The following is a 24,117-nucleotide window of genomic DNA, read 5'->3' as shown; positions in this document are numbered from 1 at the left end:
TCACTACGACAGCAACTCCTACCTGCACAACCAGAAATGGATCGACAGCGGGGTTCGCATGAGCTGGAACCTTTTTGGTATCCTATCCGGTAAGAAACAGCAGGCGGTGGCCGAGAAGCAGACGGACGTCGCACGCGCCCAGCGGCTGGCTCTCGATATGGCCGTATTGACGCAGGTGCATGTGGCGATGCGCGATTTTGCCGGCCGCAAGCGCCAGTTCGACCTGTCGCAGGAACTGTTTGAGATTGACCGTTTGATTAACCAGCAGACGACGACCGGTGCCAACAACGATGCCCAAAGCCGCACGAATGCGATCCGCAGCGGCGCCAGCGAACTGATGGCTGACTATCGCCGTTACCAGAATTACGCCAGCCTGCAGACGGCGTATGCCCAGGTCATCGCCTCGACCGGCGCCGACCCGCTGCCGGACTCGGTCAAGGCGCACGATGTGGCAACCCTGACCGCGGCCATCCGCGAGCGTCTGCACGCGATTAGCAATGAGGAGAAACCTTGATGATCTTGCGCACTTTTGCCTGTCTGGCCAGCCTGATGTTCGCGGGCGCCAGCCTGGCGGCGCCTCCGGTGCCGGCGCCCGCGGCGGCCGTCGCCAAGCCGACCCCGGCGCCCGCCGACCCGGCCAATGCCTCGATCGACAAGGACGGGCGCGTGCGCGTGCAATTCCTGCCGGCCCAGCAGACCGTGTTGTCGGCCGAAGTGGCGGCCAAGATCGCGCGTCTGACGGTGAAGGAGGGCGACCGCTTCGGCGCCGGCCAGGTGCTGGTGGCCTTCGACTGTTCGCTGTTCCAGAGCCAGCTGGCCAAGGCCGAAGCCCAGCTCGACGCCGCGCGCCAGACCCTGAAAGTCAATCAGCGCCTGGCCGAGCTCAATTCGATTTCCAAGCTCGAAGTCGAACAGGCCGAAGCCAAGGTCAAGGAATTGCAGGCCGAGGCCTCGGCCAATAAGGTGGTGGTGTCGAAGTGCACGATCACGGCCCCGTTCTCGGGCCGCGTGGCCAAGGTGTATGCCGATCCTTTCCAGTACGTCCAGCAGGGCAAGCCGATTCTCGACCTGGTCGACAATGGCCGCCTCGAGCTGCGCCTGATCGTGCCGTCCAAGTGGATGGCCTGGCTGCAAAAGGGCAGCAAGTTTACGGTCCAGGTCGACGAGCTGGGGCGTGAATTCCCGGCCCGCGTCACGCGCATGGGCGCCCGCATCGACCCGGTCAGCCAGACGGTGTCGGTGGCGGCCGAGATCGAAGGCAATGGCGGCGATCTGCTGCCCGGCATGAGCGGCTGGGCCAACTTCCCGAAACGCTGATGTCCACCCCGCATACGGATGTCCTGGCCGGGCTGATCCAGCTCGGCAAGCGCGCGCGCGACGCCGCTTCGCGTGCCGAGCTGGGCTTTGTCGTCGTCAATGAAACCCGCCAGCTGATCGACTACCGCCAGTCGGTCGTATGGATGCGCGAGCGCGGCCTCATGGCCGTCTCCGGTCTGCCCGAGCCGGAGGCGAACACGCCCTATGGCCAGTGGCTCGAGCAATTGTTTGCCGCCACCGGCCCGCTGGCCGTGGGCGAGGCGCGCACCATCGACGCCAGCGCCCTGAGCGGCGCCGTGGCCCAGGACTGGGACGACTGGCTGCCGCTGCATGCGCTGTTGCTGTCGCTGCAGCGGCCCGGCTCGGACGAGCAGGGCATCTGGCTGCTGGCGCGCGATGAAGCCTGGCATGAAGGCGAGATCGACGTGCTGCGCGAACTTGCCGCGACCTATGGCCATGCCTACCGCGCCTTTCTGCCGCGTCCGGGCTGGAAGGCCCAGCTGCGCAAGCTGAAGGCCGACAAGAAACGCCTGCGCTGGATCGGCGGCATCAGCGCCGCCGTGATCCTGTTCCCCGTGCGCCTGACCGTGCTGACGCCGGCCGAGGTCGTGCCCAAGGATGCCTTCCTGGTGCGCGCCCCGCTCGAAGGCGTGGTCGACCGCGTGCATGTGAAACCGAACCAGGCCGTGAAGGCCGGCGATCCGCTGTTCGATCTGGACACCACCGGCGTGCGCACGCGCCTGGGGGTGGCCAGCAAGGCCTACGAGGCGGCGGCCGAGGAATACCGTCAGGCCGCCCAGATGGCGGTGACCGATGACGAAAAGGGCCGTCTGGAAATGACCCTGCGCAAGGGCCGGATGGAAGAGAAGGCGGCCGAACTCCAGTATTCGGAACAGATGCTGGCGCGCGTGCAGGTCAAGGCCAGCCGCCCCGGTACGCTGGTGTTCAGCGATGTCAATGACTGGGTCGGGCGCGGCGTGGCCGTGGGCGAGCGCGTGATGCAGATCGCCGATCCCAAGCGCGTCGAGATCGCCATCCGGCTGCCGGTGGCCGACGCCATCGAACTCGATGAGCATGCCGACGTCACCCTGTATCTGGCGACCGCGCCCCAGTATTCGTACAAGGGCCAGCTCAGCTATGCGTCCTACCGCGCCGAAGCGGGGCCGGACGGCATCGTCGCGTATCGCCTGAAGGCCGATTTTGCGCCCGGCACCGAGGCCCCGCGCCTGGGCCTGACCGGGACGGCCAAGCTGCACGGCGCCTGGGTGCCGACGATTTACTGGGTGCTGCGCCGACCGCTGGCCGCGGCGCGCCAGTGGCTGGGCTGGTAAGGAAAGCCGATGGCACTGACAATTCCGAGCATCCAGATGGCCGACGAGGAGCCGGTCCTGCCGCGCCTGCGCGAGGACCTGAGCCTGTATCCGGCCGCGCCCGCCATCGATGGCAGCCCGGCCTGGCATCTGGGCGATCCGGCGGCCAACAAGTTCTACCAGCTCGGCTGGGCCGCGTTTGAAATCCTCACGCGCTGGGAGCTGGGGCGGGCCTCGGCCATCGTGGCGGCGGTCAACCGCGACACCACGCTCGACATCGAAAGCGAGGAAGTCGAGCAGGTGCTGCTGTTCCTGCGCCAGCACAATCTGCTGGAAGCGCGCACGGCGGCCGACAGCGCCCAGCTCAATGCGGTGGTGCAGGCGCGCAAGATGCACTGGGCCACCTGGCTGGTGAAAAACTACCTGTTCTTCCGCGTGCCCCTGGTGCGGCCGATGGCCTTTCTCGACCGCTTCCTGCACCTGACCGATATTTTCTGGAACCGCCGCTTCTGGATGGGCCTGGGCGCGTTCGCCCTGTTCTCGCTGTATCTGGTGGCGCGCCAGTGGGATGCCTTCATCCACAGTTTTTCCGGCTATCAGGGCTGGGAGATGCTGCTGTCGTTCGGCGTGGCGCTGTCGCTGGCCAAGGTCGTGCACGAGCTCGGCCATGCGTTTGCCGCGCGCCACCATGGCTGCAAGGTGCCCAGTATCGGGGTCGCCTTTCTCGTGATGTGGCCGGTGCTGTACACGGACACCAACGAGGTCTGGAAGCTGCCCTCGAAGACGGCGCGCCTGCAGATCGGCATCGCCGGCATCGCGTCCGAGCTGATGCTGGCCGTGTTCGCCACCTTCCTGTGGGTGATGCTGCCCGAGGGCGGACTGCGCGCCAGCGTGTTCTTCCTGGCCACCAGCAGCTGGGTGATGACGCTGGCCCTGAATATCAGCCCCTTCATGCGCTTTGACGGCTATTTCCTGCTGGCCGATTTTCTCGGCATGCCGAATCTGCACACGCGCGCGTTTGCGTTTGGCCGCTGGTGGCTGCGCGAAAAGCTGTTCGATCTGGGCCTGCCGCCGCCCGAAGTGGCGCCGCCGAGCCGGGTGCGGGTGCTGATCGGCTTTGCGCTGGCCACCTGGGTCTACCGGCTGGTGGTGTTCCTGTCGATTGCCTTCCTCGTCTACCACGCCTTTTTCAAGCTGCTGGGGATTGTGCTGCTGCTGGTTGAACTCGGCTATTTCATCGTGCTGCCGTTTGCCAAGGAATTCCAGGCCTGGTGGCAGCTGCGCCAGCAGATGCACTGGAACCGCGCGAGCAAGCGCAGCGCCGTGCTGGCCGCGATTCTGGTGCTGGGCATCATTTTGCCCTGGCAGTTCGAATTGACGGCCCCGGCCGTGATTGCGCCCGAGCGCGAACAGACCCTGTTTGCTCCGGCCGCCGCCCGGGTGGAATCGGTGGCGCCGCGCGCGGCCTCGGTGAAAGCCGGCGAGGTGCTGGCGGTGCTCGATTCGCCCGACCTCGATTACCGCATCGCCCAGGCCCGCGTTGCCGAGCTCGACCTGCGCCTGCGCGTGCAGCAGCAGAATTTTTCGGCCGATCTGCTGGGGCAGGGCTCGGCCCTGCAGAACCACTGGCAGGAAGCCAAGGCCAATCTCGATGGCCTGCTCGAAGAACAGACGCGCTTGCAGGTCAAGGCCCCGTTCGACGGGGTGCTGCTGGCCGCCAACCAGGATCTGGCGCCCGGCGTCTGGGTGGCCCCGCGCGAGATGCTGTTTGATATCGGCGACCGGCGCAGCACGGCCGTCGAAGCCTTCGTCGGCGAAGACGATCTGCCGCGCCTGCATGTGGGGGCGTCGGCCCGTTTCGTGCCCGACGCGCCCGAATTCGGCCGCTACAACTGCACGATCAGCCGCATCGACAGCTTCACGGTGACGGAACTCGATGAGCCGGCCCTGGCCTCGGTGTACGGCGGGCGGGTGGCGGTGCGCCACGATGCGCGCGGCGCGCTGGTGCCAGTGAACAGCATTTACCGCGTGCGCATGGACCAGTGCGCGCCGGCGCTGGCCCCGCGCCTGCGCGTGCGCGGGGTCGTGCATCTGCGCGCCGACGGCCAGAGCGGCCTGCTGAGCGGGGTGCGCCAGCTGCTGCGCGTGCTCTGGCGCGAAGCCGGCTTCTGAATCAGGCGCGTGCCTGGTTCAGCAGCAGGCGCTGGGGCCGCTGGCTGACGGATTTGTAGATGCCGCAGCCGATCACCAGATCCGGCCCCAGGTTCTCCATGTAGGAGGACTTCCATTCCACCTTGCCATTGACCGGATTGATCAGCTCGTAATCGACCCAGCGCGGGCCCTGTTCGCCGCGCTCGAAGGTGTCGGCCAGCAGCTTGGCCGCGTTCAGGCCCGGCAGCTGGTGGATGCTCGAACCGACCCGGTCCGGGCGGCCGGCCACGGCACGGTAAACGCCCTGGCGGTCATATGCGAACACATACATGTCGCGGTCGGCGAAGGCGCGGTCGGCATCGGCCGTGATGCGGTTGAGGGCGGCGGCGCCGTGGTCGCGCAGCAGGCGCATGGCCTTGATCACCATTTCCTTGGCTTCCTCGGCCACGCCCTGGCGCAGACGGAAACTGGCGACGGCGGCGGCCAGATCTTCGGCGCGCTTCTCCAGTTCGCCCGAGGCGTCGCGCGCGTCTTCGACCATCTGGCCATTGCTCTGGGTGATCTGGTCGAGGTGGTGCAGGGCGTCCGAAATCTCGGCCAGACCGCTGCTCTGTTCATTCGTTGCGTGAGCGATCACGCGCATGTTTTCGGCCACGTCGCGCACGCTGCCGACGATGCCGCCCAGGGTCTGGTTGACGCCGCCGATGTGTTCGACACCGTCGCCGATCTGGCGCGCGCTCTGGTCGAGCAGTTTGCGGATGTCCTTGGCGGCCTCGCCCGAGCGCTGGGCCAGGTGGCGCACTTCGGCCGCGACGACGCCGAAACCGCGCCCCTGTTCACCGGCGCGCGCGGCCTCGACCGCGGCATTCAGGGCCAGGATATTGGTCTGGAAGGCGATGCCATCGATCAAGGTGACGATTTCCTGCACCTTGCGCGCATCGGCCTGGATGGCCTGCATCGAACGCACGGCCGCTTCCATCGCCGCATTGCCGGACTCGGCGATCTGACGCGCGCGGTCGGCCAGGCTGTCGACCGATTTGGCAGTCTCGGCATTGTTGCGCACGGTGCTGACCAGCTGGGTCACGCTCGAGGCGGTTTGTTCGAGGCTGGCGGCCTGCTGTTCGGTCCGCACGGCCAGGTCGCCGGTGCCAGCCGTCAGCGCGCTGCCCGACTCGGCTACCAGCACGGCGCTGTTGCGGATATTCGCCACCATCGTCGACAGGGCGTCGGTCATGGTTTCCAGCGCGCGCGCCGTGGCGGCCAACTCGTCCTTGCCCTCGGGCGGGGTGTCGGCGGCGCCCAGGTCGCCGCTGGCAATGCGCGTCACCCGCGTGCGGATGTCATTCACGTTGCGCATGAACACCGTGTAGAAGGCCAGCATGAAATACAGGGTGGCGGCGCTGGCGGCGACCGTCAGAATCAGCGAACGCCAGAAGTCGTGCTGCAGCTTGGCCGCGCGCTCGCGCAGACGCTCGCGCAGATCGTCGGCGAGGGCGCTCTGCAGGCCGAGCACGGCCTTGCTGGCGCGTTCGCCGGTCGCGCCGTAGCTGGCGGCGTCGCCTTGCAGTGCGCTGCCCAGCAGGTGGCTGCGGGTGGCCGCGAGCAGGGCGGCCGTGGCGGTCTCGGCCGTCTTCCAGGCCGAAGGGCGGCTGCCGCCCGCGCGTTCAAAGGCCTGCAGGCCCGCTTCGATGCTGCGCAGGCTGGTCTCGGCGGCGCGTAGCTGCAGCACCAGCGCATCGTGGCCGGCCGGGCTCAGCTGGCCAGCGTCGAGGGCGCTCAAGGCCTCGGCCTGCAGGGCCGAGACGGCGTCGAGCAGGGTGAACACGCGCTCGGTCGACAGAATCATCAGGAAGTAGGGCGCGGCATCGGGGTCGAGCAGCAGGCCCGACTGCTCGGCCACGCGCGTGATGTAGGCGTGCAGTTCGCTGACGACGCGGGCATGGGCGGCCATATCGGCGCCGCCGGCGAGCAGGGTCTTGAGGCTGCCGGCCGCGGCTTGCCAGCTTTGCTCGGCTTTCAGATCGGGGTGCAGGCGCAGGGCTGCATCGACCTCGGCCATGTCCTTGCTCAGTTGCTGGCGCAGGGCCGTCAGATTCGTGTCGGCATGGGCGCCCGGACGCACGAGGGTGCGGTGCTGGTGCAGGTGTTCGACGGTACGCACGAGCGGCTGGATGACGGCGTCGCCATCGAGTTCGGCCACGGTGGTGTCGTGCAGAGATTTGTCGACCGACAGCGAATGCGCGGCCAGGTAGAGCAGGGGCAGGATGGTGACGGCCGCGAGCAGGGACAGTTTGGCCGACAGCGGGAAACGGTTGAGCTGCTTGGCAATCGGGGCAATGACAACGGGAAGAGCGCGCATCGAATTCCTTCTTGTAACGATTCGGAGGGCCGGATGGGCCGGGAGTCGAAACAAGGAGTGAATGCCTTACCGCAGGCTTTGAGCGGTCGGCCGGCGGGTGGCCGGCGGCAGTGCGTCCTTGGGTGTCAGGTGAACAAGTTTTCGGTTTCTGATGTCAAAATTCTATCCGAAATTCACAAGCTGTCCAGATTGTCGGACTATGAATTTTTGCAATGTGGTCATGCCTTCAGGTGATTTTTCAGGAAGGCGATGCTGCGCTCCCAAGCCAGACGGGCGGCTGCTTCGTCGTAGCGCGGGGTGGTGTCGTTATTGAAGCCGTGCTGGGTGTTTGGGTAGGTGAAGTGCTGATAGGACACGCCGGCCGCCTTGAGTGCGGCCTCGTAGGCGGGCCAGCCGGCCAGGATGCGTTCGTCCTTGTCGGCGTCGTGAATCAGCAGGGGGGCCTTGATGCGGGCGACCTCGCTGGCCGGCGGCTGGCTGCCGTAGAAGGGCACGCCGGCATTCAGGTCGGGCAGCTGGGTGGCCAGGTAATTGACGATGCCGCCGCCATAGCAGAAGCCGATGGCGCCGAGCTTGCCATTACTTTGCGGATGGGCGCGCAGCCAGGCCGCCGCGGCCAGGAAGTCGGCGCGCGTTTGGGTCTGGTCGAGCTTGGCGAACAGGGCGCGCGCTGCGTCTTCCTCGCCCGGATAGCCGCCCAGCGGGGCCAGGGCATCGGGCGCGAAGGCCAGAAAGCCGTCGAGCGCGAGACGGCGCGCGATGTCTTCGATATGCGGATTGAGGCCGCGGTTTTCGTGGATGACGAGCACGGCCGGGAGCTTGCCCGCGGGCCGGGCCGGCATCACCAGATAGCCTTTGACCGTGCCATAGCCCTGGGGCGAGGGCAGCTCGACGCGGCTGGCCTGGATGCGCGGATCGCTGGCGACCACGAGCGGCGCGGCGAAGCTGGGATTGAGGGCGGCCAGCAGACTGGCCCCGGTGGCGCCGCCGACCGCATATTTGCCTGCATTGCTGAGGAAGTCGCGCCGGCTCAGCTGGCCATGCACGTACTGGTCAAACAGCTTGAGGACGGCGGGGTCGAAGTCGGCGGCGGTGAGACGGGACATGGGCGGGCTCCTGATGCAGGCGATGAAGCGCAACAGTGTGCCACAAGCCCATGGCCTTTGGCGCGGAAATCAGCGGGCCTTGCTCAGCACCAGCAGCCAGCGGCCGAACAGCAGGACTTCGAGATGGCCGGCATCGACCCCGGTATCGCATTCGAGAATGGGGTTGACCGGGTAGAAGCGTTTGCGGAAATCGCGCGTGATGCTCAGCTCGCGGCGGCCCAGACGCAGCATGAAGGGCGTGGGCGCATATTGTTGACCGAAACGGGGGCCGTACAGGGTGTTCAGCGTGCTCATGGAAGACTCCTATGCATTTGCTTGGACAGTGGAGACAGCATAGCACAAGTACTGGATAAATCCACAGTACTGTTCAAAAAAACAGTTCGTGTCGCTTTTTTGCCAAATGCGCGCCTGGGCCCAGCCTCACAGCCAGTAGTCGAAGCGGCTGGCCCACCACTCCTTCAGACGGTCGAGCCAGGGACGCGCGGCCCAGTCGGCCGCGGTGATCGCGACGGCCAGCTGGGCGTCCTCGCGGAAGGCCGCTTCCATCTGGGCGCCGAAGCCGGGGTCGGTGATGATCACGTTCAGTTCATAGTTGTGCTGGAAGCTGCGCCGGTCCAGATTGGCCGAGCCGACGGTGGACCAGCTGCCATCGATGACGGCGGTTTTGGCATGCAGCACGGTGGCTTTCAGTTCGGCGATGTGGACGCCGGCCGCCAGCAGGCCCGCATAACTGGCGCGCCCCGCATGGTAGACGAGGCTGTGGTCGCTGACGCCGGGCAGGATCAGGCGTACATCGACCCCGCGCTGGGCGGCCGCGGCCAGGGCGGCCAGGATGCGCGCGTCCGGCACGAAATAGGCGCTCGTGATGTGGATGCTGCGGCGCGCCGCGCCAATGGCCAGCAGGAAGGCCTTGTAAATTTCGTGGCCGCTGTCGGGCCCGGTGGCGAGCACACGCACGAGCTGGGTTCCGGCCGGCGTCAGCGCGGGAAAGTAGTCGCGCCCGGCCAGCTCGCCGCCTTCCTGGCGTAGCCAGTTGTCGATAAAACTCCATTGCAGGGCGGCGACCGCCGGGCCGCTGAGCTGGATGTGGGTGTCGCGCCAGCCGAGGCTGCCCTGCGGGGCGCGCTGGCGTGAACGGAACAGCGAACTGTTGGCGTAGGTCTTGCTGATGTTGATGCCGCCGGTGAAGCCGATGCGGCCATCGACCACCATCAGCTTGCGGTGGTCGCGGTGATTGAGTTCCCAGTCGCCGCTGCGGCTGGCCGGGTTGAGCGGATTGAAGACCAGCACCGCGACCCCGGCCGCGCGCAGGCGCTCGAAGAAGCTGGCCGGCGTACCGAGCGTGCCGACCGCATCGACCAGCACATGCACGGCCACGCCGGCGCGCTGGCGTTCGATCAGCACGTCGGCGAACTGGCGCCCGATCGGGTCGTCGTCGAAGATGTAGCTTTCCAGATTGATGCTGTCGGTGGCGGCGCGCGCGGCGGCCAGCATGGCGCGCATGGTCTGCGGACCGTCGAACAGCAGGGTGGCCTGATTGCCGGCGATCAGGGGCGCGCCAGTGGCGGCCTCTTCGAGTGCGGCGCGCTGGCTGAGACCGGGCGCGGCCTGGCGCCAGCGCCGCTCAAGCAAGGCGCGCGCCTGTGCGGGCGCGAGCGGGCCGCGCGCACCGGCCACCGTGGGCGTGGCCGCGGGAGACAGGGCGCCGACCTCGGGCAGGGCTGCACAGGCGCACAGGCTGAGCAGCAGCAGCCAGGCCGGCAGCAGGGAAGACAGGCGCATGCGCCCAACTCTAGAGCGCGCACCGCGTGCTGTCTGTGCGCTGCTTAACCTTGCATCAGCAGTTGGTGATCCAGATCGGCGGCGGCGTGCTGCGGAATGGATCGTTGCCGCGGTGCTGGGCATTGCTTTCGACGCGAGCGCAGACGGTGCCGAACGGTCCCTTGACCTTGTAGACCCGGTCGCCGTAGGCACCGAAGCCGCTGCCATCGCTGATTTCGGTAATTTCCGTGCCCTTGCCGAAGCGCTGGCGCGTGGCCGCTTCGATGGCGGCCGCGAGGCGCGCATTCGCCGCGCTGAGCTTGCCGGGTGCGAGCGTGCCGCCGCGTTCGGCCGCGTCGGCCTTGCCGGCCGCCTGCAGCGCCTGGGCGCGCAGACTGCTGGCGGCGGCCGGCTGATCCAGGCTGGGCGCCGGCGCCGGCGCGGCGGCCGGCGCGGCCGGCGCTGTGGCGGCAACTGACGCAGCGGGCAGGACCAGGGCGGCGCGCGGCGGCCGCGCCGGGGCCGCTGTCGGCACGGGCGGCGGCGGGAGCGGCTTGCGCACTGGCGGCGGACTCAGCAGCCAGACCGTGCTGCTCGGCAGCGCCGCCGGCGCCGGCGGATGCGGCGGGCGTGCCGTCATCCACACCAGCACGGCCAGCAAGTGCACGGCCAGGGTCAGGCCGATGGCGGGCAGGCGCGAAGGTGGGGGCAGGCTCAGGGCAGTCATGGGCGCTTAATCTAGATTTCTGTGTCGTATTTTGCACGAGAAGAAACACTTGCTTACACGAGGCGTTACACTGTAGACCCTTTTTTTTGCTGCGACCCGGCGCGGCACATATGCATAGCGGAGGCTGCGTGTACCTGACTTACTTCAACGGCCAATGGGCCGAAGGCAATACCCCCCTGTTTGGCGCCATGGACCACAGTGTCTGGCTCGCGTCCTCGGTGTTTGATGGCGCGCGCGCGATCGGCGGCCGCATGGGCGACCTGCGCCTGCACCTGGCGCGTCTGCAGCGCTCGGCCCAGGCCGTGGGGCTGGTGTGCCCGCTCAACGTGGACGAGATCGAAGCCCTGGTACGCGAAGGCGTGCAGCGCTTCGCTCCTGATGCCGAACTCTACATCCGCCCGATGGTGTTTGCCACCGAGGGCTTTCTGCTGCCCGAGGCCGACAAGGCCGCGTTTGCGCTGACCATCTTCGACGCGCCCCTGCCGTCCTTCAGCGGCTTCTCGGCCTGCCTGTCGAGCCTGCGCCGTCCCGACCCGAGCATGGCGCCGACCGACGCCAAGGCCTCGGCCCTGTATGCCAATTCGACACGCGCCTTCCGCGAAGCCAAGGCGCGCGGCTTCGACAATGCGGTGCTGTGCGACAGCATCGGCAATGTGGCTGAATTCGCGGCCTCGAACATCTTCCTGGTCACGCCCGAAGGCAAGGTGGTGACGCCCGTGGCCAACGGTACTTTTCTCGCTGGCATCACGCGGGCCCGGGTCATGCAGCTTTTGCGCGACGCCGGCACCCCGGTCGAGGAACGGGTGGTCAAACCGGAAGAGCTCGAGACCGCCATCGAGATTTTTAACACCGGCAATCATGGCAAAGTAACGCCCTGCATCCGCTATGAGCAGCGCCAACTGGCCGTCGGCCCGGTGGCGACCCTGGCGCGCGATCTGTATTTCGCCTGGACCGCGCAACAGTGACGGTGTTAAGAATTTAACATGCCAAAAAGATATTTATATGTGGCATAATTTTTAAGCTTTAATTTTCTATAGGGCTCCTACCAGTGAAACACCTTACCGCTCTGCTGCTGTCCGTCGGCTTGCTCACCAGCGCCTCCGTGATGGCTGTTCCCGTCGCCGACAAACCCGCCGTGACCCAGAAGGCCGGCGCGCCGGTGAAAGTGACTTCGGTCGAAGGCATTACCGAATACCGTCTGGCCAATGGCCTGCGCGTGCTGCTGTTTCCGGACGCCAGCAAGCCGACCCTGACCACCAACGTCGTCTACCAGGTCGGCTCGCGCCACGAAAACTACGGCGAGACGGGCATGGCCCACCTGCTCGAACACCTGCTGTTCAAGCCCTCGAAGAATTTTGGCGACAAGCCGGGCAGCAAGACCCCGGTTGAGCTGATGAACAAGATCGGCGCCGAGTTCAACGGCACCACCTGGTTCGACCGCACCAATTACTTCGCCACCTTCCCGGCCAGCGAAGAGAATCTGAATGCCATGCTGGCGATGGAGGCCGACCGCATGGTCAATGCCCGCATCGCCCAGAAGGACCTGTGGAACGAGGCCGAGAAGAAAGGCGAAATGACGGTCGTGCGCAACGAGTTCGAGCGCGGCGAGAGCGATCCCCTGCGCGTGACGATCCAGCGCATCGAAGCCGTCGCCTTCGACTGGCACAACTACGGCAAGTCGACCATCGGCGCCCGCTCCGATATCGAACAGGTCAACATCGAACGCCTGCGCGCCTTCTACCAGCGCTACTACCAGCCCGACAATGCGGTGCTGATCGTGGCCGGCCGCATGGACGAGGCCAAGACCCTGGCCAAGATCAACGAGATCTTCGGCAAGATTCCGAAGCCGACGCGCGTGCTGGCCAAGACCTACACCGAAGAGCCGACCCAGGACGGCGAACGCGCGGTGACGGTGCGCCGCAGCGGCGGCATCCAGTTCGTCGGTGTCGGCTACCACACGCCGCCGTCGAGCCATGTCGACGACGCCGCCCTGAGCGTGCTCGGCCACATCCTGTCGGACGCGCCGAGCGGCCGTCTGCACAAGGCCCTGGTCGAAGCCAAGCTGGCCACGCGCGTGTTTGACTACGGCCCGAATTTCCAGGAGCGCGGCTACCACATCTTTGGCGCCATGGTCGCCAAGGACGGCAATCTGGACGCCACCACCGACGCCATGCTGAAGGTGCTGGAAGACCTGAAATCGCAGCCGATCACGGAAGAAGAAGTCAAGCGCGCCAAGACCGCCATCCAGAAGAGCATCGACCTGGCCATGAATGACACGGCCCAGCTGTCGATCGCCCTGACCGATGCCATGGCCGTGGGCGACTGGCGCCTGTTCTTCATCGGCCGCGATCTGCTCGACAAGGTTGACGCCAAGGCCGTCCAGGCCGCCGCCGAGAAATACCTGAAGCCGGCCAACCGCACTGTCGGCCGCTTCATCCCGACCGACAAGGCCGAGCGCGCCGAGATTCCGGGCGCACCGGACGTGGCCGCCATGGTCAAGGACTACAAAGGCCGCGCCGTGGTCGCCCAGGGCGAAGTGTTCGACCCGACCCCGGCGAATATCGAGAAGCGCGTCGAGCGCATCAGCCTGCCCAGCGGCATGAAGGGCGCGCTGCTGCCGAAGAAAACCAAGGGCGAGCAGGTCAGCGCCATCGTGACCCTGCGTCTGGGTAGCGAAGCGAGCCTGATGAACAAAGCCACCATCGGTTCCTACGCCGCCAGCCTGCTGATGCGTGGCACCGAAACCAAGTCGCGCCAGGAGATCAAGGACAGCTTCGACAAGCTCAAGGCCCAGGTCAACATCGGCGGCAGCGCCGAAGGGGTGAGCGCCTCGATCACCACCACGCGCGCCAATCTGCCGGCCGTGCTCGATCTGGTGGCCGAAGTGCTGCGCAAGCCGGCCTTCGCCGAGAAGGAGTTCGACGAGCTCAAGCGTGAAGCCGTGGCGCGCGCCGAACAGGCGCTGCCGGAGCCGGGCGCCCAGGCGGGGAACGCCCTGAGCCGCATGTTCGACAGCACCCCGGCCGGCCACGTGCGCCATGCACGCACGCTGACCGAGCTGGTCCAGGCCAACAAGGACGTCAAACTGGACGACGTGAAGGCCTTCCACAAGGCCTTCTACGGCGCCCACGGTGCGACCTTCGCCGTGGTCGGCGACTTCGACGCCGCCGCCCTCAAGGCTCAGATGGGCAAGCTGTTCGGCGACTGGAAGGGCAGCCAGCCCTACGCCCGCATCCATGACACGCGCAAGCCTGTCGCCGCGAGCAAGCAGGTGCTGGAGACCCCGGACAAGGCCAATAGCGTGCTGTACGCCGCCATTTCGCTGCCGCTGCGCGACGATGCGCCCGACTACGCCGCGCTGGAAATGGCCAACCACCTGCTCGGCGGCGGCGCCCTGCGTTCGCGCCTGGCCGACCGCATTCGTCAGAAGGAAGGCCTGTCCTACGGCGTCGGTTCGCGTCTGCAGGCTTCGGACATCGATCCGGACGCGATGTGGATGGCGTATGCCATCAGCGCCCCGCAGAACGCCGCCAAGGTGGAAGCGGCCCTGCGCGACGAGCTGGCCAAGGCCATCAAGGACGGCTTCACCGATGACGAGCTGAAAGACGGCAAGAGCGGCTGGCTCAAGGCTGCCGAGGTGAACCGCACCGAAGACAGCCAGCTGGCCCGTACCCTGTCGTCCTACCTGAACATCGGCCGCACGATGGCCTATGACAAGGATCTGGACGCCAAGATCGCCGGCCTGAGCAAGGAGCAGGTGAAGGAAGCCCTGGCCAAGTATCTGAAGCCGGAGCAGGTGTCGGTGATCATGGCGGGTGACTTCGCCAAGGCCGCCAAGGACGCGCCGGCCAAGTAAGCGGCGGCGACGGCAATCATGGGCAGCCTGCGGGCTGCCCTTTTTTTTCATCCAGAAAAAATGGGGTCTGACCCCGATTTGTTTGGCGGGCAAGGATGGCGGGGGGGATGACAAATGTCACTGCATCCGGTGGCAATTGCTTCTGGGCGCGCGGGCAGGGTGGCGGCACACTGGCGCCATCTCTTCTCAAGGACCTCATCATGAAAAAATCTTTGCTGCCTTTTGCCCTGTTCCTCGCTGGTCTGTGCAGCCTGCCGGCCGCGGCCGAAACCCTGGTGCTGCGCCAGGTGAAGGTGTTCGATGGCGAGCGCATGCTGAGCGCGCGCGATGTGCTCGTGCAGGATGGGCGCGTGGCCACGACCGATTTCCATGGCGCCGCCCCGGCCGCTGCGCGCGAGATCGACGGCAAGGGCAAGACCCTGCTGCCGGGCCTGATCGACGCCCATGTGCACGCCTTTCAGCACCACGAACTGCCGCTGCTGTTCGGCGTGACCAGCGAAGTCGATATGTTCTCGGTGCCGGCCGTGGTCCAGGACTATGGCCGCCGCATGGCCGCCGGCCGCAATACCGACCGCGCCGACCTGTTCTCGGCGGGTATTCTGGCCACGGTGGCGGGCGGGCATGGCACCGAGTACGGGATGAAAATTCCGACCCTGAGCAAGCCCGAGGAGGCCCAGGCCTTCGTCGATGCCCGCCTGGCCGAGGGCTCGCGCTTCATCAAGATCGTGATGGAGAACGGTTTCGAAGGCCATCCGATGCCGAGCCTGGATGCAGCCACGGTGGCAGCCCTGATCCAGGCCGCGCATGCGCGCGGCAAGCTGGCCGTCGTCCACATCAGCCGGCTCGAGGACGCGCGCACGGCGCTCGAAGCCGGGGCCGATGGCCTGGTGCACCTGTTTAACGGCGGCCCGCTCAGCAGCGCCGAGCTGCAGTCCTTCGTCGCCCTGGTCAAGCAGCGCGGCGCCTTCGTCATTCCGACCTTGAGCGTGCTGGAGAGTATCGCCGGCTTTGCGCCCGAGGATATTCTGGGCGACCCCAGCTTCACGGCCCTGCTGACGCGCGAGCAATTGCAGACCTTGAAGGCGACGTTCAATCCGCGTCCGATGCCGCAGCGCATGGCCGCGCCGCGCGCCCTGGTGGCGGCCCTGAGCGCCGCCGGTGTGCCGGTGTTGGCCGGCACCGATGCGGGCAACCCGGGCACCCTGTATGGCGCCAGCCAGCATCATGAGCTGGCGGCCCTGGTGGCGGCCGGCATGACGCCGGTGCAGGCTCTGCAGGCTGGCAGCAGCGCCGTCGCCAAGGCCTTTGGGCTCGGCCAGCGCGGCTGCGTGGCGGCCGGCTGCAAGGCCGATCTGCTGCTGGTCGACGGCGATCCGAGTGTGGACATCCATGCCACGCGCCGTATCGTCGCCGTGTGGAAGGATGGCGAAGCGGTGGCGCCGCTGCGCGCTGCTCAGCTGGCCAAAGTGGCGGCCCAGAATCGCGAGCCGGCCGATGCGGCGCCGCGCCTGCCGGCCGACGGCCGCATCAGCCTGTTCTCGCCCGAGAAGCTCGGCGCTCCGTTTGGCCAGGGCTGGATCGCCAGCAGCGACCGCTTCATGGGCGGTAAGTCGCAGGTGCATCTGCAGGCCCAGGCGCCGCTCGAGAACGGCCAGGTGCCGGTGCTGGTCGAGGCCGAAGTGGCGGCCGGTTATCCCTTCCCCTGGGCCGGGATCGCCTTCATGCCGGGCAGCCAGATGATGGGGCCGGCAGATCTGTCGGCCGCCAAGCGCCTGGTGTTCCGCGTCAAGGGGGATGGCAAGAGCTATCAGGTGTCGGTGATGAGCCAGGGCCGCACCAGTCCGATCATCCTGAACTTCACGGCCGGGCCGGAGTGGCAGGAAGTCAGTCTGCCGCTGGCGAGCTTTAGCGGCGTGGACACGCGCCTGATCACTATGCTAGGGTTCCAGGCGGGCCCGGCTGCGGGCAAGTATGCGTTCCAGTTGGCCGACGTGCGCCTGCTGGCCGATTGAGAGGAGTGAGAATGCGCGCATGGTGGCGCCGGCCCTGGCTGCCGGCCTCGATGGGCAAGTCGCCGTATCTGTGGCTGGTGTCGCTGTGCTTCTTCTTCTGGAAGTATGCCTACGTGCGGCCGACCGCGCTGGAACTGCTGGCGCTGGCTGCCTCGCTGATCCTCTTCATGCCGCTGTATTTCTACAGCCACTGGGTGCGCGGCGCGCGCTCGCTGCTGTGTGTGCTGCTGACGACGCTGCTGGCTGTGTTGTGGACGCCGCACAATATGGGCGCGTCGAGCTTGTATATCTTCGCCTGCGCCATGTGCGCGGGGCTGGCGGCACCGCGCGCCTACGTGGTGGTGGGGGCGGTGATCGTGGTCGCGACCCTGGCCTCGCTGAGCAGTGCGCCGGTGCCGCTGTCGCTGCTGATTCCCGTGTGGGTGGTCGGCATCTCGGTCGGTGTGACGGCGATTCTGGAGTCGAGCCTGCGGCGCTCGCGCGAAAGCCTGCTGCGCAAGCAGGAGGAAGTCGAGCATATGGCGCGGATCGCCGAGCGCGAACGGATCTCGCGCGATCTGCACGATCTGCTCGGGCATACGCTCTCGCTCATCAGCATCAAGGCCGAACTGGCCGGCAAGCTGCTGGCACGCGATCCGGCCGCCAGCCAGCGCGAGATCCAGGACATCGAGGCGACGGCGCGCCGTGCGCTGGCCGAGGTGCGGGCGGCCGTGACCGGCTTTCGCCAGGCGGGCTTCGCGCAGGAGCTGGCCAATGCGGCCGCCGCCCTGGCCGCGGCCCGCATCGAATTTGTGCCCGAGATAGCGCAGCTGGCTCTGCCGCCGGCGGTCGAGAATGTGATGTCGCTGGCCCTGCGCGAGGCGGTGACGAATATCGTCCGCCACGCGGGCGCCACGCGCTGCGAACTGGCCCTGCAGGTGGAGGGCTCCTTGATTGTTTTTCGTATCCGCGACAATGGCGCGGCCCAGGGAGAACTGAGCGATGGTAACGGCCTGCGCGGCATGCGCGAGCGCGTGGCGGCCATCGGCGGGCACCTGGCCGTCCGTGCCGAACAGGGCCTGGCCCTGGAGTTGCGTCTGCCTTTGGGAGTGGTGGCATGATCCGCGTTGTGCTGGCTGAAGACCAGAATCTCGTGCTGGGCGCGCTGGCGGCCCTGTTGAAGCTGGAGGGCGATATCGATGTCGTCGGCCAGGCGCGCGACGGGCGCGAAGCCCTGAGCCTGTGCGAGACGCTGCAGCCCGATATCCTGATGACCGATATCGAGATGCCGCTGATGACGGGCCTGGAACTGGCCACCGTGCTGGCCGAGCGCAAAAGCGCCGTGCGGGTGGTGATCGTGACGACCTTTGCCCGCAGCGGCTATTTGCGGCGGGCGCTGGGCGCCGGCGTGCGCGGCTATCTGCTCAAGGATGCCCCGGCCGATACCCTGGCCGCGGCGATCCGCACCGTGCACGGCGGCGGCCGCGCCATCGCGCCCGAGCTGGCCCTGGAAAGCTGGCATGGCGCCCAGGACCCGCTCAATGAGCGCGAACGCCAGGTGCTGCGCCTGGCCGGCGAAGGCAAGAGCAGTGCCGATATTGCGGCCACGGTCCACCTGTCCGAAGGCACCGTGCGCAACTACCTGTCTGAGGCCATCAGCAAGCTCAATGCCAGCAACCGGGTCGAGGCCTACCGCCTGGCGCGCGAGGCCGGCTGGCTTTAAGGACTGCGCCCCGAGATCAGACGTACGAGCACGATGACGATGGCCACGACCAGCAGGATGTGGATGAACCCGCCCATGGTATAGGCGCTGACAAGGCCCAGCAGCCAAAGTACGAGCAGGATGACGGCGATGGTATAGAGCATGGCGCCTCCCGTGAAAATGGATAGCCCATTCTCAGCGCCGGCGCCCGCGCTGTCGGTACGCTGACGCACACAGGCGTCTAGTGCAGACCCAGGAGTTCGGCCAGCGGGGCCAGGTCTTCGGTCAGCCAGCCCGCAATGGCCGCCATGGTGGCGGCGCACAGACCGAGCACCAGCAGGGCTTCGGTCAGGGCCAGGCCAGGTTTGAAAGCAGGCATGTCGCACCTCGTTGGCTGCGGTGAATACGACCAGCTTAGACCCTTGCAATTCGGAACGTCTGTGCGGTGGCGCACATTAGCGCCGCTGCGCTTCCTGCATCAGGGCGGCGCAGCTGCTGCGCTGGTCGGGCCCGGTGGCGACCAGGGGCAGCAGGGCGGCCACCGGGGCCACGGCGGTCAGGGCCAGGGCGCTGCCGGCGCGCAGGGCCAGCATGCCCTTGTCGAGGCCGACGTCGGGCTTGGTGAAGCTGCCGCGCGCATACAGCGGACTGCGCAGCGAGAACACGCGCAGGCCCTTGCTTTGCGGACGGATCACGAGATCGAGTTGTTCGGTGGCCAGGTTGGCCTTGCCGCTGACATCGATCAGGGCCGTCTCGGTGTCGACCCCAACCCGGCGCGTCTGCATCAGGCCATTGCTGACCTGGACGTCGGCCACGGCGCAATGGATCTGCACGGGCTTGTCGCCAAACAGCTTGGTCAACACCACATTGCCGATGTTCAGGCCCATTTCTTCGAGCAGCAGCTGGCTGATCTGGCCCTGGCCGACCACCGCCTGCCATTCGCCGCTGGCAGTGCCGAGCAGGCCGGCGACCGAGCTGCCCTGGCCGCGCAGATGCGCGTCGGCATTGATTTCGCCGACCGGCGCCTCGAGCTTGGGAAACAGCTGGCGCAGGCGCACATGGCGCGCGGCCAGGCGCGCCTCGGCGCGCAGGCCGCTGGCCTGATTGCTGTCGAGCTTGACGCTGGCCTGGAGCGTGCCGCCGGCCAGGCCGAGCTGGAGCGGATCGAGTTGCAGCACCCCATCCTTCAGCAGCACATGGGTGTTCAGGCGCGTGATCGGGGTGCCCTGTTCGCGCAGGATGCGTTCGGCGCTGAACTGGACGTCGGCGTCGACACTGGTCCAGCGCTCGACGCGGAAGGGCTCGACCGGCAGCAGCTTGCCGGCCGGCTGGCGCGCATCGGTTTCGCGCTCGGCCTTGCGGGCATTGTCGTCGGCGCCGATCAGCGGCGCCAGGTCGCTCAGGCGCAGCAGCTGGGCGCTGACGGTCCCGCTGAGCTGGCCGCGCGGGGTGGCGCTGCGGTAGCTGAGGTTGCCGGCGATATCGCTGGCGCCGACCTTGCCTTTGAACTGCTCGTACTGAAACACCGGCCCGGCCGGCTCGAAGCGTGCGCGCAGGCGCCCGCTGGTGGAGAAGGGCGGGGTTTCGGGCAGCACCACGTGGATCAGCTCGTACAGACGCGCCATGCTGGCGCCGGCCACGGCCAGGCGCAGGTCGAGCGCGGCCAGTTCGGCCGGACGGGTCAGGCTGCCCTCGGCCACCACATGGGTCGAACCGATGCGCACGTCGGCCGCGACCGGGAACGGCAGGGTGGCATCGCGCAGGGCCAGCAGGGCCCCGGTCTTGCCGTCGCCGCTGATGGCGGCCTTGCCGAACTGGCCGCGCGCGCTCCACTGAATGCCATACCGGGCATCGGCGGCGCGCGTGTCGAGCTGGACATCGAGGCGCAGGGCGTTCTGGGCGTCGTTCAGGTGCAGCTCGCCTTTGCTGATCAGCACACGCTCGAGCCGCAGCTGCCACGGCGAGGCGCTGGGCGTGGGGGTGAAGCGCCAGTTGTGGCGGCCATCGGCCAGGCGCAGCAGATCGATGTGCGGACTGTCGAGGCGCAGCTCGGGCAGCACCAGCTCGCGCCGCAGCAGGGCCAGTGGCTGGAGCGAGAAGCCGATGCTGCCGAACACGGCCGTATTGCCCGACTGGCCGAGCTCGGGCGGATTGCCGATCCGCACCTGGCGTGCCGTCAGCTGCGGCCAGGGCAGGTAGTCGCTCCAGGTCTGGGGCACGGGCACGCCGCGCGCCCACTGCAGGCTGAGCGGGCCGGCCAGTTCGACCGGGCGGCCGAGCGCCGCGCTGGCACGCGCGCCGAGCCAGGGGCGGGCGCGGTTCCAGTCGAGATTGAGCAGCACCAGCAGGGCGAGCACCAGCACGGCCACCAGGCCGCCCACGGAAATCAGGAGCCAGCGCAGCGCGCGCGGCATCGTTGTCGGGAATCGCATGTGCGTAAGGGTACACCGAAGCGCCTGCGCGATGTGTGCGCTGGCGTACCGATGGCGCGCGCCGCAGCGGGTAGTCTGGCAGCACACGTCGGACACGGAGCTTACTATGGAAAACCAGCCCATCCCCACCCCCAGCCAGGGCGACGTCGGCGCCCTTGTGCGTGATGCCCAATCCCTGCTGCGCGCCGCCGCCGCCGTCACTGGCGAAAAGGCGGACAGCTTGCGTGCGCGCGGCCTGGGCCTGCTCGACACGGCGCTGGCGCGCATGCAGCAGGCGCGCGGCTATGCGGCGGCGCGCGGCCGCGACATGGCCGCCTCGGCCGACGCTTACGTGCAAGATAAACCCTGGCGCACCGTGCTTGCCGCGGCGGCCCTCGGTCTGGCGCTGGGCCTGCTCTTGCGTCGCCGATGAGTTCGGCGCTGAATCCGCACGGCTACCGCGTGGTGCTGGTGCTGCAGGGTGGCGGTGCGCTCGGCGCCTTCCAGGCCGGCGTGTTCCATGCCATGTTCGAGCATGGCCTGGCGCCGGACTGGGTGGTCGGCACCTCGATCGGCGCCATCAATGGCGCCCTCATTGCTGGCAATACGCCGGCGCGCAGCCTCGAGCGCCTGCGCAGTTTCTGGACCCGGATCGCCCAGCCAGACAGCCTGGGCCAGGCCGTCATGCCCGACTGGGAGCGCCGCGCCAGCGTTGGCCTCAGCACCTTCGACGCCATGCTGCGCGGCGTGCCCGGCTTTTTCGAGCCGCGCGCCTTCAGCGGCTTTCCGTTTGGCCTGGCGGTGCGGCCCGAGGAGGCCTCGTTCTACGACACCAGCCCGCTTGTGGCCAGCCTCGCGGAACTGGTCGACTTCGACGTGCTCAATCAGCAGCGTCCGGTGCGCCTGACCATCAATGCGGTGCGCGTCACCACGGGTGAACTGGCCCATTTCGACAGCGCCGTGATGCCGCTGACGGTGGCCCATGTGCGCGCCAGCGGCGCCTTGCCGCCGGCCTTTCCGGCCGTGCGCATCGATGGCGAGTTGTACTGGGACGGCGGCCTGTACTCGAATACGCCGCTCGAATCGGTGCTGGCCGACCTGCACGGCCAGGACACGCTGTGCTTCATGGTCGACCTGTGGAATGCGCGCGGGACGGAGCCGCACACGCTCGACGAGGTCCAGACGCGCCAGAAGGACGTGCTGTATGCCTCGCGTTCGCGGCGCCATATCGCCGACTATGTGCGCACCTATCAGCTGCAGCGCAAGCTGCGCGAGCTCTACCAGCGCCTGCCGGCGCAGGCCCAGACCGAGGCCGACCGCAAGGTGCTCGACACGCTCGGCTGCGACAGCACCCTGCATGTCGTTCACGTGCCCTACCGTGCGCACGACTGGCATATGGCCCTGAAGGATGTGAACTTCTCCAAGGGCTCGCTCGACTGGCGCTGGGACCAGGGCTATACGGAATGCAGGCGCACGCTGGAGCGGCGCGCCTGGCTCGACCCGGTGGCCGAGGCGCATGGCGTGCTCGTGCACGAATTGCCGCCGCCCGCGCGGCGGCGCCAGACTGACTGATTATTCGCGCACGGCGCGCCCGTCGAGAATGCGCACGCGGTCGCCAATGCGCAGGCCGCCCGCATCGTCCTGCAGGACCGTGCGGTAGCCGCCCTGATCGAGCCGGATGCCGATCTGGTACTGGGCGCGCGCATTGCGGCGCGCCTCGACCTGATTGCCGACCACGGCGCCACCGGCCGCGCCGGCCACGGTGGCGGCCGTGCGCCCGCTGCCGCCGCCGACCTGATTGCCGACCAGGGCCCCGAGCACCCCGCCGACCACGGCGCCGGCCCCGCTGGTGCCGGCCTCGGCCTGGACGACATCGATGCGCTCGATACGGCCGCTGTCGGCCGCCTGGGCCGGGCTGCCGCTGACACTGACACCGGCGCCGGCATAGCCACCACCGCCATAACTGCCGGCCCCGAGGCCGACGCTGCTGCCGGCGCAGGCCGCCAGCGACAAGGCGGCCACGCTGGCCGCGCTGAGGGGGATGAGACGCATAGAACCTCCTTCTGCAAGCTGAAGCCTCAGCCTAGACCTGTGCGCCGGGCGTGTCGGTTCGCTGGCGCACCTTGCTTAATGTTCGTGAGCGCACAGATGAGATGGCAGGCTTCGCGGTACAACAAGGTCTCGTGACCCATCCTGGAGGAGCCCATCATGAATCGTATGCAACGCCTGTCTCCGATTATTCTCAGTCTGGCCCTGGCCCTGAGTGCCTGCGCCCCCACCCGCACGAGCGAAGGCACGGGCGAGTATGTGGACGACAGCCTCATCACCGCCAAGGTCAAGGCCTCGATCTTCAACGAGCCCGCATTGAAGTCCACCGAAATCAACGTCGAAACCTTCAAGGGCGATGTGCAGCTGTCCGGCTTCGTCAGCAATGAGGAGTCGGCCAGCCGTGCGGTGGCCATCGCACGCGGCGTCAAAGGGGTCAAGTCGGTCCGCAACGATATGCGCATCAAGTAGGCGGCGGCGCCGGGCCGGCCGGCGGCCGGTTCGGCGTGCGCAGGCTGCCCATACGCAGGGCAAACTGGCGCGTGAATTCCGCCCCCAGAAAGAAGATCTGCGCCGAGTAATACACCCACAGCAGCAGGGCGATCAGTGAGCCGGCCGCGCCAAAGCTATTGGCCACACCGCTATTGCCCACGTAAAGGCCGATCGCAAATTTGCCGAGCACGAACAGGGCCGCCGTGCCGAAGGCGCCAATGGTGACGTCGCGCCAGGACAGATGGGCGCGTGGCAGGGTTTTGTAGATGACGGCAAACAGGGCCGCGATGACGAGGAAGCTCGAGCCCGAGGCCACCCAGCCGAGCAAGACGGCGGCTTCTTGCCAGACCCCGGTCAGCACGCGCTCGAGCACGGCCAGGCCGGCGCTGATGACGAGCGACACCAGCAGCAGAAAACCGAGCGCCAGCACGATGCTGAATGCCTGCAGACGGGTCAGGATGGCGGCCAGCAGCCCGCTGTCGGCCGCGCGCGGGAGCTCCCAGATCTCGTCCAGGCTATCCTTCAGTTCGGCAAACACGGTGGTCGCGCCGAAGATCAGCAGGCCGCTGGCGATCAGCGTCGCCAGGCGGCCGCTGGCCTCGTCGCGCGCGCCGGCCAGCACCAGCTGGATGGTCTGGGCCGCCTGCGGCCCCAGCAAGGTGGTCAGCTGATGCAGCAACTCGCCTTGGGCCGCCTGCTTGCCATAGAACAGGCCGGCGATGGCGATCACCAGCACCAGCACCGGCGCCATCGAGAACAAGGTGTAGTAGGCGAGGGCGGCCCCCTTGCTCGCGGCGCGGTGGGCCAGCCACTCGCGCACGGCGCACACCAGCACATCGACCAGCGGTGCGCGCCGTAGCCGGCGCAGCCAGGGCCTCATGGCATCAG

At 67.5% G+C, this 24,117-nt stretch carries 21 protein-coding genes and 1 pseudogene; 12 read left to right on the top strand and 10 right to left on the bottom strand.

The features are described 5' to 3' along the window. From LZ005_RS08920 to LZ005_RS08905, 4 genes and pseudogenes are all read left to right on the top strand, one after another. Nucleotides 1-514: pseudogene (locus LZ005_RS08920) on the top strand (TolC family protein); the annotation flags it as partial. Then, the gene (locus tag LZ005_RS08915; RefSeq protein WP_237806797.1) at nt 514-1,317 is read left to right on the top strand and encodes an efflux RND transporter periplasmic adaptor subunit; all 804 of its coding nucleotides are present in this window, start codon (nt 514-516) and stop codon (nt 1,315-1,317) included. The pseudogene LZ005_RS08920 and the gene LZ005_RS08915, both read left to right, overlap by 1 nt. Continuing rightward, a complete protein-coding gene (locus LZ005_RS08910; RefSeq protein ID WP_237806796.1) occupies nt 1,317-2,648 on the top strand; it encodes an efflux RND transporter periplasmic adaptor subunit in 1,332 nt (443 codons plus the stop codon). The genes LZ005_RS08915 and LZ005_RS08910 overlap by 1 nt, the downstream gene beginning before the upstream one ends. Nucleotides 2,649-2,657: 9 nt before the next feature. After that, nucleotides 2,658-4,799, top strand: a complete 2,142-nt coding sequence (locus LZ005_RS08905; RefSeq protein WP_237806794.1) for an HlyD family efflux transporter periplasmic adaptor subunit — start codon at nt 2,658-2,660, stop codon at nt 4,797-4,799. Between the two features lies 1 nt (nt 4,800). Here the strand turns inward: LZ005_RS08905 and LZ005_RS08900 are convergent, their stop codons facing one another. From LZ005_RS08900 to LZ005_RS08880, 5 genes are all read right to left on the bottom strand, one after another. After that, a complete protein-coding gene (locus tag LZ005_RS08900; protein WP_237806792.1) occupies nt 4,801-7,137 on the bottom strand; it encodes a methyl-accepting chemotaxis protein in 2,337 nt (778 codons plus the stop codon). A gap of 218 nt (nt 7,138-7,355) precedes the next feature. Further along, nucleotides 7,356-8,243, bottom strand: coding sequence for a dienelactone hydrolase family protein (locus tag LZ005_RS08895; protein ID WP_237806790.1), 888 nt, complete (start codon nt 8,241-8,243; stop codon nt 7,356-7,358). Between the two features lie 69 nt (nt 8,244-8,312). Next, complete coding sequence (locus LZ005_RS08890; protein WP_237806788.1) at nt 8,313-8,537, bottom strand: hypothetical protein; 225 nt, start codon at nt 8,535-8,537, stop codon at nt 8,313-8,315. 126 nt (nt 8,538-8,663) lie between these two features. Beyond that, nucleotides 8,664-10,025, bottom strand: coding sequence for a cardiolipin synthase (cls, locus tag LZ005_RS08885; protein WP_237806786.1), 1,362 nt, complete (start codon nt 10,023-10,025; stop codon nt 8,664-8,666). 55 nt (nt 10,026-10,080) lie between these two features. Next, nucleotides 10,081-10,731, bottom strand: coding sequence for a hypothetical protein (locus LZ005_RS08880; RefSeq protein ID WP_237806784.1), 651 nt, complete (start codon nt 10,729-10,731; stop codon nt 10,081-10,083). 128 nt (nt 10,732-10,859) lie between these two features. Here LZ005_RS08880 and LZ005_RS08875 point away from each other — a divergent pair, with 128 nt between their 5' ends. The 5 genes from LZ005_RS08875 (at nt 10,860) to LZ005_RS08855 (ending at nt 18,301) form a co-directional block, all read left to right on the top strand. Continuing rightward, nucleotides 10,860-11,696 (top strand): branched-chain amino acid aminotransferase, encoded by an 837-nt coding sequence (locus LZ005_RS08875; RefSeq protein WP_237806782.1) that lies wholly within the window; start codon nt 10,860-10,862, stop codon nt 11,694-11,696. 83 nt (nt 11,697-11,779) lie between these two features. Continuing rightward, nucleotides 11,780-14,587 carry a pitrilysin family protein gene (locus LZ005_RS08870; RefSeq protein ID WP_237806780.1) on the top strand — a complete coding sequence of 936 codons (2,808 nt, stop codon included), beginning with the start codon at nt 11,780-11,782 and terminating at the stop codon, nt 14,585-14,587. A gap of 200 nt (nt 14,588-14,787) precedes the next feature. Continuing rightward, nucleotides 14,788-16,599 carry a CIA30 family protein gene (locus tag LZ005_RS08865; protein ID WP_237806778.1) on the top strand — a complete coding sequence of 604 codons (1,812 nt, stop codon included), beginning with the start codon at nt 14,788-14,790 and terminating at the stop codon, nt 16,597-16,599. An 11-nt stretch (nt 16,600-16,610) separates the two neighbouring features. Further along, nucleotides 16,611-17,699, top strand: a complete 1,089-nt coding sequence (locus tag LZ005_RS08860; RefSeq protein WP_237806776.1) for a sensor histidine kinase — start codon at nt 16,611-16,613, stop codon at nt 17,697-17,699. After that, entirely contained in the window at nt 17,696-18,301 is a 606-nt protein-coding gene (locus LZ005_RS08855; RefSeq protein ID WP_237806774.1) for a DNA-binding response regulator, read from the top strand. The genes LZ005_RS08860 and LZ005_RS08855 overlap by 4 nt, the downstream gene beginning before the upstream one ends. Here the strand turns inward: LZ005_RS08855 and LZ005_RS08850 are convergent. From LZ005_RS08850 to LZ005_RS08840, 3 genes are all read right to left on the bottom strand, one after another. Beyond that, complete coding sequence (locus LZ005_RS08850; protein WP_237806772.1) at nt 18,298-18,444, bottom strand: lmo0937 family membrane protein; 147 nt, start codon at nt 18,442-18,444, stop codon at nt 18,298-18,300. The two genes, LZ005_RS08855 and LZ005_RS08850, sit on opposite strands and share 4 nt — an antisense overlap. A 77-nt stretch (nt 18,445-18,521) precedes the next feature. Further along, nucleotides 18,522-18,659 carry a hypothetical protein gene (locus LZ005_RS08845; RefSeq protein WP_237806770.1) on the bottom strand — a complete coding sequence of 46 codons (138 nt, stop codon included), beginning with the start codon at nt 18,657-18,659 and terminating at the stop codon, nt 18,522-18,524. A 76-nt stretch (nt 18,660-18,735) separates the two neighbouring features. Next, nucleotides 18,736-20,712, bottom strand: coding sequence for an AsmA family protein (locus tag LZ005_RS08840; RefSeq protein WP_237806768.1), 1,977 nt, complete (start codon nt 20,710-20,712; stop codon nt 18,736-18,738). A gap of 106 nt (nt 20,713-20,818) precedes the next feature. Here LZ005_RS08840 and LZ005_RS08835 point away from each other — a divergent pair, with 106 nt between their 5' ends. Both LZ005_RS08835 and LZ005_RS08830 read left to right on the top strand, forming a co-directional pair. Beyond that, nucleotides 20,819-21,124 carry a YqjD family protein gene (locus tag LZ005_RS08835; RefSeq protein WP_237806766.1) on the top strand — a complete coding sequence of 102 codons (306 nt, stop codon included), beginning with the start codon at nt 20,819-20,821 and terminating at the stop codon, nt 21,122-21,124. Next, nucleotides 21,121-22,263 (top strand): patatin-like phospholipase family protein, encoded by a 1,143-nt coding sequence (locus tag LZ005_RS08830; protein WP_237806764.1) that lies wholly within the window; start codon nt 21,121-21,123, stop codon nt 22,261-22,263. Before LZ005_RS08835 ends, LZ005_RS08830 begins: the two co-directional genes overlap by 4 nt. On the opposite strand, the gene LZ005_RS08825 is transcribed toward LZ005_RS08830, so the two are convergent. Beyond that, complete coding sequence (locus tag LZ005_RS08825; protein WP_237806762.1) at nt 22,264-22,743, bottom strand: glycine zipper 2TM domain-containing protein; 480 nt, start codon at nt 22,741-22,743, stop codon at nt 22,264-22,266. Nucleotides 22,744-22,899: 156 nt separating this feature from the next. Here LZ005_RS08825 and LZ005_RS08820 point away from each other — a divergent pair, with 156 nt between their 5' ends. Further along, nucleotides 22,900-23,208, top strand: coding sequence for a BON domain-containing protein (locus LZ005_RS08820; protein WP_237806760.1), 309 nt, complete (start codon nt 22,900-22,902; stop codon nt 23,206-23,208). On the opposite strand, the gene LZ005_RS08815 is transcribed toward LZ005_RS08820, so the two are convergent. Continuing rightward, on the bottom strand, nt 23,201-24,109 hold the full coding sequence (locus tag LZ005_RS08815; protein ID WP_237806758.1) for a YihY/virulence factor BrkB family protein: 909 nt from the start codon (nt 24,107-24,109) through the stop codon (nt 23,201-23,203). The genes LZ005_RS08820 and LZ005_RS08815 overlap by 8 nt on opposite strands. Nucleotides 24,110-24,117 lie beyond the last annotated feature (8 nt).

This window comes from Massilia sp. TS11, assembly GCF_022012445.1.
Taxonomy (GTDB): domain Bacteria; phylum Pseudomonadota; class Gammaproteobacteria; order Burkholderiales; family Burkholderiaceae_D; genus Telluria.
This window is presented reverse-complemented; position numbering and strand designations above follow the sequence as displayed.